Source organism: Zobellia nedashkovskayae (assembly GCF_015330125.1).
Lineage (GTDB): Bacteria > Bacteroidota > Bacteroidia > Flavobacteriales > Flavobacteriaceae > Zobellia > Zobellia nedashkovskayae.
Window position 1 is genome coordinate 3,627,798 of the sequence record NZ_JADDXR010000002.1, and the last position, 18,618, is coordinate 3,646,415.

The 18,618-nt window shown below is 37.0% G+C and carries 14 protein-coding genes; 11 read left to right on the forward strand and 3 right to left on the reverse strand.

What is annotated here, in order from left to right; all coding sequences use genetic code 11:
• The first annotated feature begins 43 nt into the window (after positions 1–43).
• Both tilS and IWB64_RS14770 read left to right on the forward strand, forming a co-directional pair.
• Complete coding sequence (gene tilS / locus IWB64_RS20590; RefSeq protein ID WP_194534730.1) at positions 44–1,348, forward strand: tRNA lysidine(34) synthetase TilS; 1,305 nt, start codon at positions 44–46, stop codon at positions 1,346–1,348.
• Entirely contained in the window at positions 1,348–3,315 is a 1,968-nt protein-coding gene (locus tag IWB64_RS14770; RefSeq protein WP_194534731.1) for a protein-disulfide reductase DsbD family protein, read from the forward strand. The genes tilS and IWB64_RS14770 overlap by 1 nt, the downstream gene beginning before the upstream one ends.
• An 82-nt stretch (positions 3,316–3,397) precedes the next feature.
• On the opposite strand, the gene IWB64_RS14775 is transcribed toward IWB64_RS14770, so the two are convergent.
• Positions 3,398–4,555 carry a neutral zinc metallopeptidase gene (locus IWB64_RS14775; protein ID WP_194534732.1) on the reverse strand — a complete coding sequence of 386 codons (1,158 nt, stop codon included), beginning with the start codon at positions 4,553–4,555 and terminating at the stop codon, positions 3,398–3,400.
• A 275-nt stretch (positions 4,556–4,830) separates the two neighbouring features.
• On the opposite strand from IWB64_RS14775, the gene IWB64_RS14780 reads away from it, so the two are divergent.
• On the forward strand, positions 4,831–7,224 hold the full coding sequence (locus IWB64_RS14780; protein WP_194534733.1) for a penicillin acylase family protein: 2,394 nt from the start codon (positions 4,831–4,833) through the stop codon (positions 7,222–7,224).
• Between the two features lie 73 nt (positions 7,225–7,297).
• Positions 7,298–8,833, forward strand: a complete 1,536-nt coding sequence (locus IWB64_RS14785) for a YifB family Mg chelatase-like AAA ATPase (protein ID WP_194534734.1) — start codon at positions 7,298–7,300, stop codon at positions 8,831–8,833.
• Positions 8,834–9,709: 876 nt separating this feature from the next.
• On the opposite strand, the gene IWB64_RS14790 is transcribed toward IWB64_RS14785, so the two are convergent.
• Positions 9,710–10,273 (reverse strand): hypothetical protein, encoded by a 564-nt coding sequence (locus IWB64_RS14790; protein ID WP_194534735.1) that lies wholly within the window; start codon positions 10,271–10,273, stop codon positions 9,710–9,712.
• 18 nt (positions 10,274–10,291) lie between these two features.
• Positions 10,292–10,735, reverse strand: coding sequence for a hypothetical protein (locus IWB64_RS14795; RefSeq protein WP_194534736.1), 444 nt, complete (start codon positions 10,733–10,735; stop codon positions 10,292–10,294).
• Positions 10,736–10,986: 251 nt separating this feature from the next.
• Here IWB64_RS14795 and pxpA point away from each other — a divergent pair, with 251 nt between their 5' ends.
• The 7 genes from pxpA (at position 10,987) to ilvN (ending at position 18,566) form a co-directional block, all read left to right on the forward strand.
• Positions 10,987–11,760: a 5-oxoprolinase subunit PxpA gene (gene pxpA / locus IWB64_RS14800; protein ID WP_226975906.1), complete on the forward strand. Its 774-nt coding sequence runs from the start codon at positions 10,987–10,989 to the stop codon at positions 11,758–11,760.
• Positions 11,757–12,494: a 5-oxoprolinase subunit PxpB gene (gene pxpB, locus IWB64_RS14805; RefSeq protein ID WP_194534737.1), complete on the forward strand. Its 738-nt coding sequence runs from the start codon at positions 11,757–11,759 to the stop codon at positions 12,492–12,494. Before pxpA ends, pxpB begins: the two co-directional genes overlap by 4 nt.
• A complete protein-coding gene (locus tag IWB64_RS14810; protein ID WP_194534738.1) occupies positions 12,487–13,326 on the forward strand; it encodes a 5-oxoprolinase subunit C family protein in 840 nt (279 codons plus the stop codon). The genes pxpB and IWB64_RS14810 overlap by 8 nt, the downstream gene beginning before the upstream one ends.
• A 440-nt stretch (positions 13,327–13,766) precedes the next feature.
• Positions 13,767–15,443 carry a dihydroxy-acid dehydratase gene (gene ilvD / locus IWB64_RS14815; RefSeq protein WP_194534739.1) on the forward strand — a complete coding sequence of 559 codons (1,677 nt, stop codon included), beginning with the start codon at positions 13,767–13,769 and terminating at the stop codon, positions 15,441–15,443.
• Between the two features lie 87 nt (positions 15,444–15,530).
• On the forward strand, positions 15,531–17,264 hold the full coding sequence (ilvB, locus tag IWB64_RS14820) for a biosynthetic-type acetolactate synthase large subunit (RefSeq protein WP_194534740.1): 1,734 nt from the start codon (positions 15,531–15,533) through the stop codon (positions 17,262–17,264).
• A 46-nt stretch (positions 17,265–17,310) separates the two neighbouring features.
• Positions 17,311–17,892: an O-methyltransferase gene (locus tag IWB64_RS14825; RefSeq protein WP_194534741.1), complete on the forward strand. Its 582-nt coding sequence runs from the start codon at positions 17,311–17,313 to the stop codon at positions 17,890–17,892.
• Between the two features lie 143 nt (positions 17,893–18,035).
• A complete protein-coding gene (ilvN, locus tag IWB64_RS14830; RefSeq protein WP_194534742.1) occupies positions 18,036–18,566 on the forward strand; it encodes an acetolactate synthase small subunit in 531 nt (176 codons plus the stop codon).
• Positions 18,567–18,618: the final 52 nt, after the last annotated feature.

The following is an 18,618-nucleotide window of genomic DNA, read 5'->3' on the forward strand; positions in this document are numbered from 1 at the left end:
TTCTCGTTACTTCTAAATTGTAATTCTTGATTACCTTTATGCCGTGTTAGAAGAATTCCAAAAACATATAGAAATCAATTTTCAAAACCTTGTCAAGGACAAGTTCTTACTTGCTTGTAGTGGCGGTTTGGATAGTGCTGTTTTGGTAGACCTTTGTGCTAGGTCTAAGTTAGATTTCGCTATATCACATTGTAATTTTAATTTAAGAGGTGAAGCTAGTAATGGTGATGAGGTGTTTGTGCGAGAATTATCTTTATTGAATGATAAAAAATTTTACGTAACTAATTTTGATACAATTAGTTATGTTAAAAATAATAAAGTGTCAATTCAAGTAGGTGCAAGAGAGTTAAGATATGATTGGTTTGCGAAAATCATGCAAGAAAATGATATCGGAACCTTGGTTACGGCACATCATGTAGATGATAGTGTGGAGACTTTTTTAATCAATCTTTCTAGGGGTACAGGTATAGATGGTTTAACTGGGATTCCTGAAAAAACGGATACATTGTCAAGACCACTTCTTCGCTTTTCAAGAAGTCAAATTTTAGAGTATGCGCAGTCCCGGAAATTACAGTGGCGAGAAGATGCTAGTAATGCGGATACTAAATATCTGAGGAATAAAATCAGACATGAAATCGTTCCTTTACTGAAAGATTTGAATCCCTCTTTTTTAAAGAACTTTACAAAAACCCAAGATTACCTTTCCGAAAGTGCGGCTTTAATTGCTTCTCAGGTTAAAGAATTGAAATCGCGGTTATTTAAGGAAGACACTGGTGTTATTCGCATCTCAATAGCAGAACTGTTCAAGTTAGAACCTATTTCCGCTTACATACATGCTTTATTTAAGGGTTACGGCTTTACTGAGTGGAATGATGTAGAAAATCTTTTATCGGCTATGAGCGGTAAGGAAATTTATTCTAAAACCCATCGTTTGGTTAAGGATAGAGAGTTTCTCTGGTTAACGGAGGTTAAGGAGGAGGCAGATGCTCAATATCAAGTGCTGGATGGGCAAATGGAGATTTTAGAACCTGTTCAACTTAAGATTGAAACAGTAAACGACCTTTCGGTAAAAAACAAGCACACACTCTACATTGATAAAAAAGCGTTAAAGTACCCGTTAACGATAAGGAAATGGAAAAATGGCGACTACTTTTACCCTTTGGGAATGAAAGGAAGAAAAAAGCTTTCTAAGTTTTTTAAAGATGAGAAAATAGATGTGGTTTCCAAAGAGCAACAATGGTTGCTTTGTAGTGGTGAAGAGGTGGTATGGATAATAGGTAGACGGGCAGATGAACGTTTTAAAGTAACAGAAAATACAAGTGATATTTTAAAATTCACATTAAATTGATGAAGCATATAATAGTATTTACCGCATTGTTTTTTAGTGTTTTAAGTGTTTTTTCTCAGGATGATGATAATCCGGTGAAATGGTCGCAAGAAGTAAAGAAAATCAACGACACGGATTATGAGTTGGTACTTAAAGGAGATATTGCTGAAGGTTGGCATATCTTTTCACAATTCACCTCAGAAGGTGGTTCTTTGCCAAGTGAGTTTGATTATAAGAAAGTTGGTGAAGGCTATGAGCTTTTGGGTAAAACTGTTGAGAGTGAGACAGTGGTTGAATACAGTGATATTTTTGAAGTAGATGAAACTTTTTTCAAAGAAACTGTCATTTTTACCCAGAAAATACGGTTGCTAGATTCTAGTGTAAACCAGATTGATATTAATCTTTTCTACCAGGTGTGTAAGGAGGTTTGTATTCCGGTAGACCAAGATTTTAGTTTTGTTCTTGATGGCGGTGCTGCCGTAAAAGAAGAAAAAATTATAGATGAACACAGTAAAACTCTGGGAGCGGTATTAAAGCTAGACCTAAAGAAAAAAGAGCTTTTAGGAAATTCCCATGATGGGGTAGAGACAGGATCCAGTCTTTGGATGATTTTTGGCTTAGGGTTTTTAGGTGGGTTAATAGCATTGTTAACGCCTTGTGTTTTTCCAATGATTCCGCTTACGGTGTCTTTCTTTACCAAACATTCACAGCAGAAATCAAAAGGTATTATAAATGCCCTGTTATACGGTTTTTTTATTGTTTTGATATACTTTTTACTCAGTTTGCCTTTCCATATTTTCGATTCGGTAGATTCTCAAATATTGAATACGATAGCTACTAATATTTGGCTGAACATAGCATTTTTCTTGATTTTCGTTTTCTTTTCGTTTTCCTTCTTTGGCTATTATGAATTGACATTACCTAGCTCTTGGGCCAATAAGATGGATGCTGCTTCTTCTAAAATAGGAGGGGTCATGGGTATTTTCTTTATGGCGGTTACCTTAGCAATCGTTTCTTTCTCCTGTACGGGTCCTATTTTAGGAGGGCTTTTAGGAAGTACCGTTTTGGAAGAAGGAGATGTTGCGATGAATCTTTCCGCGGGCATGACCGGTTTTGGTGCAGCGTTAGCGTTACCGTTTGCTCTTTTTGCCTTGTTTCCTGCTTGGTTGAATTCATTGCCAAAGTCCGGTGGGTGGATGACAACCGTAAAAGTGGTGTTAGGGTTCTTAGAATTGGCATTGGCACTTAAGTTCCTTTCCAATGCAGACCTAGTTGGGAATTGGGGCATTCTAAAACGTGAAATATTCTTGGGAATATGGATAATATTGTTTGTTTTGTTGACGCTGTATCTTTTTGGGGTTTTCAAATTTCCTCATGATGGTCCTAAAAACAAACTTTCTTTAGGGCGAAAAGCAACAGGTTTCCTTAGTGCTGGCTTTTCAATCTATATTATATTGGGACTTTTAGGTGTTTCCAACCTAAAATTATTAAGTGGTTTTCCGCCACCGGCATTCTATAGTGTTTTTGAAACCGAAAGCGATTGTCCTCTGGGTATCAACTGTTTTAAAGATTTTGAAGAAGGCGTAGCGTATGCAAAGGAGGTAAATAAGCCAATTCTATTGGATTTTACGGGTTGGGCATGTGTCAACTGTAGAAAAATGGAAGAAAATGTTTGGAGCGAGCCTGATGTTTTTGAAATTTTAAAAGAGGATTTTGTTCTTATTTCACTTTACGTAGATGACCGAAAGGAGTTGCCAGAGTCTGAGCAATTCGATTTTAAATATGATACAGGTCGTGTAAAACATATTGAAACCATAGGGCAGAAGTGGGGCACTTTTCAGACGGTTAATTTTAATGCAGCCTCTCAGCCTTATTATGTTCTAATGTCACCAGATTTAGAAATTTTGAATAATGCCGTTCAGTATACGGATAGCGATGTCTATCGGGAATGGCTTTTAGAAGGGCTGAATAATTTCGAGGAAAAATAGAATTTATCTTGCACATAATAAATAGAAAATAAAAAGGCCGCCCTATAAAGGCGGCCTTTTGCATTAAATAACTATAAAATAATTATCTAGCAACACTTCTTGGTGCTGCCGTATTTGTAATTGAATTCAACTCAGCCAGAAAAGCCAGGTGTACTGCTTCTTGACTAAGAATTTTTCCTTTTTTCTGTGCACCATTGGCTAAATCATAACCAGCTTTAGCAGCAGCTAAACGTTGTGCTGGCGTACCGTGATGGCCAGGGTTTTCAAAACCACAATCACCTATATTGAAAAAAGCAGATAAAAAGTCTTCAACGCGTTTCCAGTTATAAGTGGCTCCTCTTTTGTGGGTTAGATAGTAACCTGTAATGAAGTCAGCTTCTAGTTCGGTCATTCTAGTAGATTCAGGAGTGTTATTAAAAGCAGGTAATGGGTATTCCCAGTTTTCAAAGTTTAAGAATTGTATTTGGTGCCCCCATTCATGGGCTAAAATACTTGACCAAACTACTTTTGGGTCTAGACCAGTGTCTTCAAGTAATGTTATGATACCGTCACCAATTACAATTGTCCTGTCAAAAGTGGCAAAACCGTCTGATGCAAAAAATGGGTTTTCAGGTATTTGGTCGCTACCAATATTAAAAGTCTCCGCAATGCCCAAGATATAATCAATTTCTTCTGCAGGCGCATCGGAGTAATTTTCATAAACATACCGGATAAAGTCTAAATCTTCTAGTGTAGCTGTATGTTGACCGTTTACGGTTATTGAATTACTCATATCCCAGAACTTTTCAAGACTTTTAGTACGTTGTTTTACGTAGTTCGTGTACTCTCCATCTGCTCCAAAGTAATCGGTGTTCTTATTTTCGTATGCCGCTGCAATTTGGTTTATGGCAAAATAATCTTCTAGAATTATACTAATTGCATCAGGATTACCGTCCCATGCAGAGATAAAGCCATCTATTAGCAGATTGTTATAATAATCTGCTACCTCATTAAAGGGTGTATCTTCACACTCACTAGGCTCAACTGCGCTAGATAAATTTAAATCGAGCTCAAATTCTCTTACAGCACTAGAGAAGTCTAGATTAAAATGGCCATTTGTAGGTGTTTGAATTGAAGCCGTTGCATTTACAGCCAATGGCACGGCAGTTTCTTCTATTTGGATGGAATCATCTGAACAGGAACCTAACATTAGTCCCATAGCTACCGCTAGGGACAGAAGTTTTCTTTGATTTTTTTTCATTTTTAGTGTTTTTTTATGATTTGCCCTGAAAGTATTAACTTTTTTTAACAAGAAGTGTTAAATAACAAACAGATTGAGTAGGAATTAGGAAGAAAAATTGTAATTAGTTCGCTATTAGATTTGTACAGTTAAGAATTATGTATTTAGAAAAATTATTATTTTCAGTATTGCCTATAAGCTTAATGATTCCGTCTGGAAGGACTTAATAGCAGTTCATCCATCAATGTTAACCTCCTTATAAATAATTCTTATATTAGGTCAAAACTTTGACTTGAATGAGAAAATTTAAGCGATTAGGGTGGGGGTTACTTGCTCTTGTTGGTGTGCTAGCGGTTGTAATTGGTAGTTTAACATATCATCTAAAACCTGATTATGACGGAAAAAAGAAGCTTCATGGTCTTTCTGAGGAAGTACAGGTATATTATGATACTTACGGGATTCCACATATATATGCAGAAAACGATGCAGATGCATTTAAAGCGCTAGGCTATGTACATGCTCAGGATAGGTTGTGGCAAATGGAACTGCTTCGAAGGATAGGGAGAGGTGGACTTTCAGAGGTTTTTGGGAAAGATTTGTTGGGAACAGATAAGTTCTTTTTGGCGTTGGGTATAGATGATTATTCTTCAGAGACCATCGCTAAGCTAAATACATCAGATGCGGCGGTGCAGATGTCTCAGGCCTACTTGGAAGGTGTGAATCAATTTGTGGAAGAAGGACCTACTCCTATAGAGTTTTATTTAACTGGAATTGATAAAAAACCATTCGTTTTAAAAGATGTATATAATACAATTGGATATATGGCTTTCAGTTTTGCCATGGCCCATAAAACGGACCCGTTATTAAGCAAGATAAAAGATAAGCTAGGATTTGAATATTTAAAGGATCTGGAAATTAATAGTGATTCAACTACGCAATGGATAAAAAACTATCCTAGAAATAAAAAAGATTCTATACATGAGTCCATTTCGAAAGTTATGACGTCTTTAAAAAAATTGTCTATCCCCCTTTTTGAAGGAAGTAATGGCTGGGCAATTGCTCCGGAAAAGACAAAAAACGGAAAAGTAATCTTTTCGAACGATCCTCATATTGGATTTTCTCAACCTTCTGTATGGTACGAAGCCCATGTAAGTACGCCTACATATGAGAAGTACGGTTATCATTTAGCTGGTGTGCCTTACCCTCTATTAGGTCATAACCGAAAACTCGCTTACGGGATGACGATGTTCGAGAATGACGATGTGGATTTTTATTATGAGCAAACGCATCCATCCGATACAAGAAAGTATAGAAAAGGTGATGAGTGGAAAGATTATGAAATCATAGCCAAAACAATAAAAGTTAAGGATTCTGATGATGTTCATTTTTCCTATAAAAAAACACATCATGGTCCAATCTTAAACGGGATTGCAGATCAGGTTACAGGAGACCGCCCTATTTCTATGTGGTGGATATTTACCGAAGTGGAAAACAAATTGCTGAATTCTCTATATAACATGTCTTATGCAACGAATTTAGATGATTTTCAACATGCTTTAGAAGACCTTCATGCACCAGGTTTAGGTATTGTTTATGGCGATGCTGAAGATAATGTAGCTTGGTGGGCAGCAGCTAAACTTTACAAGATACCGGATAGCGTGAATACCAAATTCGTTGCCGAGAACGGAAAAGGCCTACCTGTTGAAAAAGAATATTTAGATTTTAGCAAGAATCCGCAGGCCATAAATCCGCCATGGCAGTATGTGTACTCCGCAAATAATCAACCTGACTCCATTGTTGGGATGTTATACCCAGGCTATTATCTACCGGAAAATAGAGCAAGAAGAATTGTACAATTGCTAGAAAGTACGAATGATTGGGATAAGGAGGCTGTAGGGAATATGATCACTGATGATACATCGCCAGTAAATGTTGAGATTGTTAGGATGTTGCTTAAAAAGGTTGAAGTAGATAGTCTTAATGCTTCCAAATTGAAGATTTTGGACGGTTTAAAGCAATGGAAAGGCGATTACCCAACAGGAAGTACAGAGGCCACCGTATATCATAGATGGATGTATTTTATACTGAGGAATACTTTTAAGGATGAATTGGGAGATTCGCTTTTTGAGGAAATATTAAATACGCATTTAATAAAACGGACGATAGCACCTATTGTAGCGAATGAAAGCTCCATTTGGTGGGATGATACCAGCACACCTGATATAACTGAAAGTCAATCAGATATAGTCAATGGTTCCTTTCGGGAAGCACTACAGGCTTTGGAACAGACTTTGGGTAGTGATAGTTCCGGTTGGATATGGGGGCGTGTTCATACCATAGAGCATGGTCATCCCATTGGACAGATAGATGCACTCCGTTCCTTTTTTAATGTGGGGCCTTTTTCTGTTAATGGAACGCGGGAGGTAATTAACAACATGTTTTTTCCGTACACGGAAGATGGAGTTTATAAAGTTAGCTCTGGACCGTCAACGAGAAGGGTGGTTGATTTCTCAGATGTGGAGAATAGCATGAGTATTTTGCCTACAGGGCAGTCTGGAAATCCTTTTAGTATACATTATAAAGACCAGGTAGAAATGTATATAAAGGGTGAGTTTCGTAAGATGATGCTGAATAAGGAAGAGATAATATCTACATCAAAGTCGGTACTTACATTCAAGCCAGAAAATTAAGAGAGACCAATATTTTTCTTTGATTTAATAATTAAGAAGAATCTAACCATAGAATACTAAATAATAAACCAATATGCTCACCAAAGTTTTTGGAAGTGCCGTTTTTGGAGTGGACGCGACAACGATCACAGTAGAAGTAAATGTAGATAAGGGAGTTGGTTACCACTTGGTAGGTCTTCCTGATAATGCTATAAAAGAAAGTAACTACCGTATTGCGGCAGCTCTTTTAAATAACGGGTATAAAATTCCAGGCAAGAAAATAACCTTAAACTTAGCGCCCGCTGACCTCCGTAAAGAAGGGTCGGCTTACGACTTGACTTTAGCTATTGGAATATTGACCGCTTCCGGGCAGATAAAATCCGATAAAATTGATAAGTATATTATCATGGGAGAACTTTCTCTAGACGGTGGTTTACATCCTATAAAAGGAGCGTTACCTATTGCTATCAAAGCTCAAGAAGAGGGTTTTGAAGGTTTTATTTTACCTAAGGAGAATGCAAAGGAAGCAGCCATTGTATCTGGTTTAAAAGTGTTTGGTGTAGAAAATATAAGTGAGGTCATAGAATTCTTTGACAAGGGAACTCCATTAGAACAGACCATTATAAATACAAGGGAAGAATTTTACAAGACTTTGGATTTTCCTGAATTCGATTTTTCTGATGTACGCGGACAAGAAAGTATAAAGCGATGTATGGAAATTGGCGCGGCTGGTGGGCATAATATTATTTTAGTAGGTCCACCAGGAGCAGGTAAAACTATGCTAGCGAAAAGATTACCTTCTATTTTACCACCAATGACTTTGCATGAAGCATTAGAAACTACAAAAATTCATAGTGTAGTAGGGAAGATAAAGAATATGGGGCTAATGAGTCAGCGTCCTTTTAGAAATCCCCACCATACTATTAGTTCTGCTGCATTAGTTGGTGGTGGTAGTTATCCACAGCCGGGAGAAATATCACTATCCCACAATGGGGTTTTGTTTTTAGATGAGCTTCCAGAATTTGAACGTAGGGTACTTGAAGTAATGCGCCAACCTATGGAAGACCGGGAGGTGACCATTGCTAGAGCTCGCTTTACGGTTACGTATCCAAGTAGTTTTATGTTAGTGGCAAGTATGAACCCTAGTCCAGGAGGTTATTTTAATGATCCAGATGCACCGGTTACCTCCTCGCCAGCAGAAATGCAACGTTACCTGAGCAAAATATCGGGTCCTTTATTAGATCGAATAGATATTCATATTGAGGTGACGCCAGTTCCTTTTGAAAAATTGTCGGATGACCGTAAGGGAGAAAGTAGTGTGGAAATCAGAAAACGAGTAACGGCCGCAAGGGAGATTCAGACCAAGCGCTTTGCTGAATTCCCCAATGTACATTACAATGCTCAAATGAATACTAAGCAGATTAGAGAATTCTGTAGATTGGACGAACCTTCTAAAGAATTGCTTAAGAATGCCATGGAGCGTTTAAATCTGTCCGCGCGTGCCTATGACCGTATTTTAAAGGTTGGGCGTACGATTGCAGATTTAGAAGGAGTGGAGGGGGTAAATGGGACCCATGTAGCTGAGGCTATTCAATACCGTAGTTTGGATCGAGAAGGTTGGTTGGGTTAAATGAATAAAAAAGCCCCTGTCTTTTTTAGGAAGACAAGAGCTTAGTAATCTAAGTTTGAGTTTTTAATGGGCTTCTAAAAAGGTGAATTCCTATATAGGAAAATTGCCATTACAATTATAAAAATTACATTAAATGCAACATAGGCATAGGTCAGTTTGTCTCTTATCTTCATAATTATCTCTGTATTGTTCCGTCTACAAATTTAAAAGGATGCACGCATAGTAAACAGAGAAAAACCCCACAATTTTTGGGTTATTTATTGCTTCAATTAGAGGTATTTGGCAATATAATCAATTTTGAAGCTTATATTGGCTTTATATAAAATGCTCCTACGCTAATGTTTATAGTGTAGGAGCATTGATTCTTATTAATATACCGTTGCAAAGAATATCACATATAGTGACCATATAAAGCAAAAGGCGCAAAAAGCATAAACAAGATAATCGTTTAGAGTAGTTTTTTCTTTCATAGTAAATGGTTTACATATAAAACGTAGTCCTATGCTGTTTGCACTCTTCTGCTTCGTGCAAAGGGCATTAAACTCGATTGAAAGCCAGGATATCGGCAAGAAGTTGCTTAAATTCTATAAACGGAAAAGAATCAAAATCACCTAATCCTCTTTTTGAAACCACTCATCTAACAACTCGCCTTACAAATTTTAGGTTTATTGTCTTCTTTGTGATGAATCATTAAAAAAATATGTAAGAATGTAGGTAGGGTGGATAGGTATTTATTAATCCCTATTAAGCGAAATGCTATTTTATGGTTCCAAAGTATCATACAATGGAGTTCTTCTTGTTTTGAAGTGTTATAGGGTTCCTAGATCTAATAGTTGGATGTACCTTTTTATGCGGATGTATAAGGTAAGGTTGTAATTACAACTGAAACTCGCCGTTTCCGTGGTCTTCTTCGCTTTTAGTGCTTGTAGCAAAAACATCTTTTAAAATGTAAGCAACTATAATGGTGATACCTACGGCAAGAAGTGGAATGGCATATGCTTCGTTAAGCATGTTTAAAAGACTACCTGCAATGATGGACAAAGCCCCTATGACCATGGCAAAATTCCATAGTACTCTTGCCATGTTGTTTTTTTGTCTGCGGTCTTCATCTAAAAAGTAAGCGGTTCCTTCCATAATAAACCAAGTAATGAAGGAAATAGCAATAAGAATTTGAAATAGTAAGGTGAAAGGTAAATCTAATACCCTGAAAATTCCATTAAGGGCCCAGCTAACTACCATTACCAGTTTAACCAGATCAATGAATAGTTTGGTTTCCTTTTTCCAAAAGCGGATACTATAGAGTAGGAGGATAGCTGAAAATGCAACCAAAATGGTTTCTGATGCATATGGCCAATGAAAAATACGCGATAGCATGCCCAATAACAAAATTGCGATTGAAATTCTCAACGGAGTCTTTAGAATCTTTGTAGTATTTGACATGATAATAAGGTTTTAAGTTTATATCGCTTTGATATGTACACGCAAGCCTTCCATTATCCCTAGAATATTTGTAACGGTTTCTTTAAGATAATATTTTATAAGAACATGAGGTATTCGTATCGTGGTAAAGCCATTTTTGAAAGAATGCATAGCTTCTTCTAAGTCATTTATGGCTTGTTCGTGAGTCATCATATGATACTCCGTATCTATTTCAATATTGAGTTTTACTCTTGAAATGGCTATATCTATTGACTTGGAGCCATCCCACCATTCTAACATGGAGGATACTCCGGCTTCTTTTAAACCATAATATAACTGTATGGCTTCGCGAGGTGTACTATTGATTTCAATCAATTTTGACATTCTTGGCATATGTTCATCACATAATTCAACACCTAATGTGTCCATAGACTGTCTGTGATCGGTGTAACCAAGTGCTTTATTACATTCTAAACATTTCATTTCAGTAGGTCAATTTGGCCCCGGTTAAAATGAGGGGGAAGTTCGATTTGGGATAATAATAACCTGTAATTTTTGCGGATATTATATCGATTCGACATACGACACTCTAGTTTTAGATAAACAGCATTTTTTTAGATAAACGACATTAAAAAATGTTAAAACTGTGGTGAAACGAAGGCTTGCGAGAGATAGTTTGGCGTACAAATTCTTTGTTAAGATAAGATGTTTTCTTACAGGAGGTCTAAAAGATTATGAGTATTTTAGAAATTCCATATTACAAAATGACGCATAACTATTTAGATTTGAACTGTGATGTTGGTGAAGGTGTTGGCAACGAAAAACAGCTATTGCCCCTGCTTTCTTCCTGTAATATAGCCTGTGGAGGTCATACGGGAAATAAGGAGAGTATGACAGAGGTGGTTAGCTTGGCTAAAGAGAATAATGTTTTGGTGGGTGCTCACCCGTCATACCCGGATATATCTAATTTTGGCCGTATCTCTATAAAGATGGGCCCAAAAGAACTCATCAATAGTATAGGTAACCAAGTGGAGGGTCTTGTTGAGGTTTTGGACGAACAAGGTGTAAAACTACATCATATAAAACCACACGGAGCGCTTTATAATGATATTGCTAAGGATGAATCTTTGGCAGTTTGTTTTTTAGAAGCGATTAAAAAGTACAAGAAAGACACTTGTTTATACGTGCCCTATAACTCAGAAATAGCTAAAGTGGCCCTAAAAGAAGGATTTCAGATAAAGTACGAAGGTTTTGCAGACAGAAATTATGAAGTAGATTTAAGTCTGGTATCCAGAAAGCAACCTAATGCCTTAATAACAGATAAGATACAGGTTTTAAAGCATATAGTTGAAATAGTAGATCATAAAAGGGTAACTACCATTGGCGGGAAAGAAGTGTCAATTTTGGTAGATACCTTCTGTATTCATGGAGATACGCCATCTGCATTAGAAATAGTATTGTATCTTACTCAAGAATTACCAAACCATAACATGTATATAAAAAAGTGAACAGTTATCCAATTTCCATACGACCTTTTGGCATTCATGCTATTCTTCTAGAATGGCCAGGTAGAGTAGATGTAGCTATTCTTGAAGATATATTGCAATTTACCCAGTACCTTAAGGAATGTTGTTTAAAGGGAGAGGAATGGGAGATTGTTCCAGCCTATAATTCCGTTACCCTTATATATAGAGAAGAACCAATTGATTTTGACCAGTTGAAAATAAAACTGCTTAATTGGTATCAAGAAGATATAAAGGTAGTTAAGCGAGAAAAGATTTTATGGCGGCTACCCGTGTGTTATGATGAGGATTTTGGAATTGACTTAAAAGAGATTTCTGAAAAATCAGGAAAATCTGTAGATGAGATAGTTAAGTTGCATACTACGCATATTTATAACGTATTTGGTATAGGATTTCTTCCGGGATTTACTTATTTGGGAGGTGTACCCAAGGCTTTAGAGTTTGATAGGAGGGCAGAGCCACGTTCCAAGGTAGTAAAAGGTTCAGTTGGTTTAGCTGGTAAACAAACAGGTATTTATCCTCAAGATTCACCCGGAGGATGGAATATAATTGGAAACTGTTCCGTACCCATGTTTGACCCTAAAGCAAAAGAACCTTGTTTTATAAGTGTAGGGGATCAAGTGCAATTTTACAAAATAACCAAGGCCGAGTATAATTTACATAAAATTGAGAGTGAAGTCGGTATTTACAAACTTGAAAAAATCATATTAGATGCTTAAAGTCCTCAAATCTGGTTTATTTACTTCGGTACAGGATATTGGCAGGTATGGCTATTTGAATAAAGGAGTGCCCGTTGCTGGTTACATGGATGGGTTTTCGGCTAAAAAAGTGAATCAGCTTTTAGATAATAATATAGATGCGGCAGTATTGGAAATAACCATGACTGGTCCAACCTTATTTTTCGAAGAGGAAACCTATATCAGTATGGGTGGCGCCTTGCTCTCCGCAACGCTTAATAATGAACCGGTAAATAATTATGAGGTAATAAAGGTGGAAAAAGGAGACATCCTCTCTTATGGAAAGTTAGAAAAAGGTTTCCGTAACTATCTAGCTGTAAAAGGTGGGTTCAAAACACCTATGGTTTTAGGGAGTCGCTCGTTCTTTTCTTCGGTAACTAAAAAAAACCACCTTGTGGATGGTGATGAGCTAGAATATGATGCTTGTTCGCTATTTGAGCCTAAAATAAGTAAGATAATAGTAGACTCTTTCTTGGATGAAAAAGAATTGAAGGTAACTAAAGGTCCGGAATTTAAAAATCTTTCTGATAGGCAGTTAGAAATGCTGTTTGGAAAAAAATTCAGTATCTCCAACGAAAACAATAGGATGGCGTATAAGCTTGAAGAAAAAATAGTAGGTCTTACAAACTCAATGATAACATCGGCCACTCTTCCTGGTACGGTGCAGTTAACACCATCCGGTAAACTGATTATTCTAATGAAGGATGGTCAAACTACAGGGGGGTATCCTCGCATATTACAACTTTCCGACAGGGCTATATCTGTGCTTGCCCAGAAAAAATATGGGGATGAGGTAAAATTCAAATTAAATTAATAACTAAAAGCCTGTATTTCTACGAATAATTCTTTGTACTACTGTTACATTTTGTCTAATATTGTTCTAATGAAAATTAAAGCTCATACAATCGTGGTAATTGATGTCATTCTCAGAAGAGAGTGATGCAGATTTTCATTGTTTAGAAAGGCCTGTATCTAATTCATTTGATATAGGCCTTTTTTTTTGTTTTTAAAGACTTTATAGTAAGGAAATACCTTGTTTAAGCCTTAAATACGGAACTAAATAGGTGAAAAAAGACGAATTGAATATGATAAAATTTAATAGTTAAGTTATTGTAAATTAGATTTTTACATAATTTTTTTAACTATTGGATTTAGATAGGGAAGCAACACCTAAAATGCTGAAAAAAAGAAAAGAATACCTTTGAATAGAGAGAGTACATATTGTAAATAGAACAACCAATTATATAGCGCTTAATGGAACTGAATAAATACAGTAAGAACGTAACACAAGATTCAACACAACCGGCTGCACAAGCAATGCTTTATGCAATAGGTTTTAAGGATGAAGATTTTAGTAAACCGTTAATTGGTATCGCAAGTACTGGTTATGAGGGAAACCCTTGTAACATGCACTTGAACGATTTGGCCAAATTGGTAAAAGAAGGTGTTAATTCTAAAGAGACACTTGGTCTTATTTTCAATACAATTGGTGTAAGTGATGGTATTTCTATGGGAACTCCTGGAATGCGTTTCTCACTTCCATCTAGAGATATTATTGCAGACTCAATGGAGACTGTAGTTCAAGGAATGTCTTATGACGGCCTTGTTACTGTGGTTGGTTGTGATAAAAACATGCCTGGCGCGCTTATGGCAATGTTGCGTCTTAATCGTCCAGCAATATTAGTTTACGGTGGTACTACGGCTTCAGGGTGTCACAATCATAAAAAATTAGATATCGTTTCGGCTTTTGAAGCATGGGGCGAGAAAGTTGCGGGCACAATGGAAGAGCCTGAATACAGAAATATTATTAAAAAATCGATTCCAGGTGCTGGTGCTTGTGGGGGTATGTATACTGCCAACACTATGGCTTCTGCAATTGAAGCTCTAGGTATGTCCTTGCCTTATAACTCTTCAAATCCTGCAATCAGTGATGAGAAAAAGGCGGAATCCATAGCTGCAGGTAAGCAAATGCGCTTACTTATAGAAAAAGATATCAAACCTTTAGATATCGTAACGCGCAAGTCTCTGGAGAATGCCATTCGTTTAGTGACTATAATGGGTGGTTCTACTAACGCTGTGTTGCACTTCTTAGCAATAGCAAGAGCTGCGGATATCGACTTTACATTAAAAGATTTTCAACATATTAGTGATACTACTCCGTTTATAGCGGATTTAAAACCAAGTGGAAAATACCTTATGGAAGATGTTCACCGTGTTGGTGGTATTCCGGCAGTATTGAAATATCTATTGAAAAATGGATTATTACATGGTGATTGTTTGACGGTAACAGGAAAAACATTAGCGGAGAATCTTGAGGGTGTTCCGGATTTGGAAGAAGGTCAGGATGTAATCATGCCTTTGGAGAATCCTATTAAGGCCACAGGTCACTTGCGTATGTTGTATGGAAACCTTGCTAAAAATGGTTCTGTAGCAAAAATTACAGGTAAAGAAGGGTTGTTATTCAAAGGAACGGCTAAAGTCTTTAATGGTGAATATGCTGCAAATGATGGTATTGGTAAAGGTTTGGTGAAGAAAGGTGATGTTGTGGTTATTCGTTATGAAGGACCAAAAGGGGGACCAGGTATGCCAGAAATGCTTAAGCCAACCGCCGCCATTATGGGCGCAGGACTTGGTAAGGATGTAGCTTTAATAACAGATGGTCGCTTCTCAGGGGGTACACATGGTTTTGTTGTTGGACACATTTCTCCAGAAGCACAAGAAGGTGGTAATATCGCTTTAATAGAAGATGGGGATATCATTACTATTGATGCTGAAACCAATGCAATTAATGTTGAGGTTTCAGACGAAGTATTGGCAAAAAGAAAAGAATCTTGGGTTCAGCCTGAGTTGAAGTTTAAAAAAGGAGTGTTATACAAATACGCACGATCAGTATCATCTGCCGCGCAAGGTTGTGTAACCGATGAGTTTTAACGAATATGAAAGGATTTCTCGAAATACGATGAGAAATCAAAAGCAGAGAGGTCTCTGCAAACTAGCTATTATAAGGAATAAAGACCTATGGAAACAGTTAAGATAAAAACGGAAGTGAACCCAAAGAAAACAAAGCTTAAGATTAGTGGAGCCGAAGCCATTATACATTGTTTATTGGCTGAGGGTGTGGATTTGCTGTATGGTTACCCGGGAGGTGCTATTATGCCAGTTTATGATGAATTATATAAATTTCAAGATAAACTGACTCATATTTTAACACGCCACGAGCAGGGTGCTACGCATGCTGCACAAGGGTATGCTAGAGTTTCCGGTAGAGTAGGTGTTGCTATGGCTACATCTGGTCCCGGAGCAACTAACCTTGTTACGGGTCTGGCAGATGCTCAGATAGATTCTACGCCTTTGGTGTGTATTACAGGTCAGGTTACACGTCATTTGTTAGGGTCCGATGCTTTTCAGGAAACTGATATTATCGGGATTTCTACACCGGTTACAAAGTGGAACTATCAGATTACTGAAGCTGCTGAAATCCCTGAGATAATGGCAAAGGCATTTTATATTGCCAAGTCGGGGAGACCAGGTCCGGTTTTAATAGATATTACTAAAAACGCTCAGATTGATGAGTTTGATTTTAGTTACGAAAAATGCACTGCTGTACGTAGTTATAATCCTGAACCTAAACCTGATGTTCAAGCTATAGAAGCTGCGGCGCAATTGATTAATAATGCTAAAAAGCCACTTATAGTTTGGGGACAAGGTGTTATTTTAGGTAAGGCTGAGGAAGAATTTAAAGCTTTAGTAGAAAAGTCTGGAGTTCCTGCAGCTTGGACGATAATGGGAGCTTCTGCTTTAGATAGTGAACATCCATTGAACGTAGGTATGGTTGGTATGCATGGTAACTATGCGCCAAACATGTTAACGAATGAATGTGATGTATTGATTGCTATCGGTATGCGTTTTGACGATCGTGTAACGGGTAGTTTAGATACTTATGCCAAACAAGCTAAAGTCATCCACTTTGAGATAGACAAAGCAGAAATCAATAAGAATGTACATGCAGATGTAGCTGTTCTAGGTAATTCCAAAGCTACTTTGGGTCTTTTGTTGCCGATGATTAAAGAGAATAAGCATGAGGCATGGCACAATGAGTTCAAGGAGTATTACAAAATAGAATTTGAACAGGTAATCAATAATGATATTCATCCTACTAAAAAAGGGTTGACTATGGGTGAGGTTATCGAACAGATAAATGTTGAGTCTGAGCAAAAAGCCGTAATTGTTACGGACGTTGGGCAGCATCAGATGATTGGTTGTCGCTATGCCAAATTCAAGCAAAGTAAGAGTAATATAACTTCAGGAGGTCTTGGTACCATGGGGTTTGCCCTTCCAGCGGCTATTGGTGCCAAAATGGGTGCTATGGAGCGAGAAGTGGTAGCTATTATTGGTGATGGTGGTTATCAAATGACTATTCAGGAGTTGGGTGTAATTTTTCAGCATAAAGTACCTGTTAAAATAGTAGTATTGAACAATGATCACTTAGGTATGGTACGCCAGTGGCAAGAGCTTTTCTTTGATAGAAGGTATGCATCAACGGTAATGGTAAATCCTGATTTTGTAAAGATTGCAGAGGGGTATAGTATTGATGCTAAAAGAGTTAGCACTCGAGAAGATCTAAAAATTGCAATTAAAGAAATGATTGCTTCTAAAGAGCCATATTTCTTAGAGGTGAAAGTGGAAAAAGAAGATAATGTATTTCCGATGATTCCTTCTGGAGCTTCGGTTTCCGAAGTTCGTCTAAAGTAATCTCTTAATATAAGACACTTTACAAATAGTATTTAAAGATAAAAAGGTGATAGATTCCAATATACAGGATAAACCAAAAATCCATCAACAAATAGAGCAGAAGTCGGCAGAGATTGGTTTTACCATGCCTTCTGATTTATACATAGGTACGTTGCTAAAAACGCTAATGGCTTCAAAACCAAAAGGTAGGTTTTTGGAACTCGGTACTGGTATTGGATTGAGTCTATCGTGGATGGTAGATGGTATGGATGCGGAATCTGAATTGATTTCGGTTGATAATGACCCTAAGCTGATAGCCATAGTTAAAGACTATTTTGAAGCTGATAAAAGGGTGAAGTTGTTCTGTGAAGATGGATCTGAATGGATAAAAGCATATTCTGGAGAAAAATTCGATTTGATTTTTGCCGATGCTTGGCCCGGAAAATATAGTGAGATAGATGAAGTTTTAGATTTTGTAAAAGTTGGTGGCTTTTATGTAATCGATGATATGACTGCTCAACCTAATTGGCCGGTAGGACATGAAGATAATGTAACCCGTTTGGTAGCGTATCTAGAGAAGAGATCAGACTTTACTTTGACCAAGTTAAACTGGTCTACGGGTTTGATAATCGCAGTTAGAAATAGCTAATTGTTGTGATATAATCGCGTGCAATAAAAAAATACTGAGTTACCTTTTCAAGGAAAAATTCGCTCTCGAGTGCGGTCGAGAGGTTAAATGAATGGCAATGTTTCTTATCGACTGCTCTCGATGAAACGATATTAAATTGAACAATGGAAAAAGAATGGTTTACTATATCGGTATATTCTGAAAACAATGTAGGTTTACTGAATAGAATCTCTGGAATATTCTTAAAGAGACACATTAACATAGAGAGCTTAAATGTTTCTAAATCAGAAATTGAAGGCGTATCTAAGTTTACTATAGTTGTTTATACTACAGAGAAATGGACACGCAATATTGTGGGTCAAATAGAAAAGCAAATTGAGGTGATAAAAGCATTTTTTCACACAGATGAAGAAACTATTTATCAGGAATCGGTTCTTTTCAAAATAGCTTCTAACCTTCTTTTTGATGAAAGACAGATTCAGAATATTATTAAAGACAACAATTCGCAAATTGTAACTGTTGCCCGCGACTTTTTTGTAATAGCAAAGTCTGGTCGTAGAAACGAAATCAATGAAATGTACGATCAATTGAAGCCTTTTGGAATCATGCAATTCGTACGAACAGGTCGTATTTCAGTTTCTAAAGATGAGATGCAGATTACCGCTTTACTTAATGAGTTTTATCAAGATAAATAAATACAAATTAATAATTAATTTAATAAGGAGTTCCGTACATTATCTATAATTT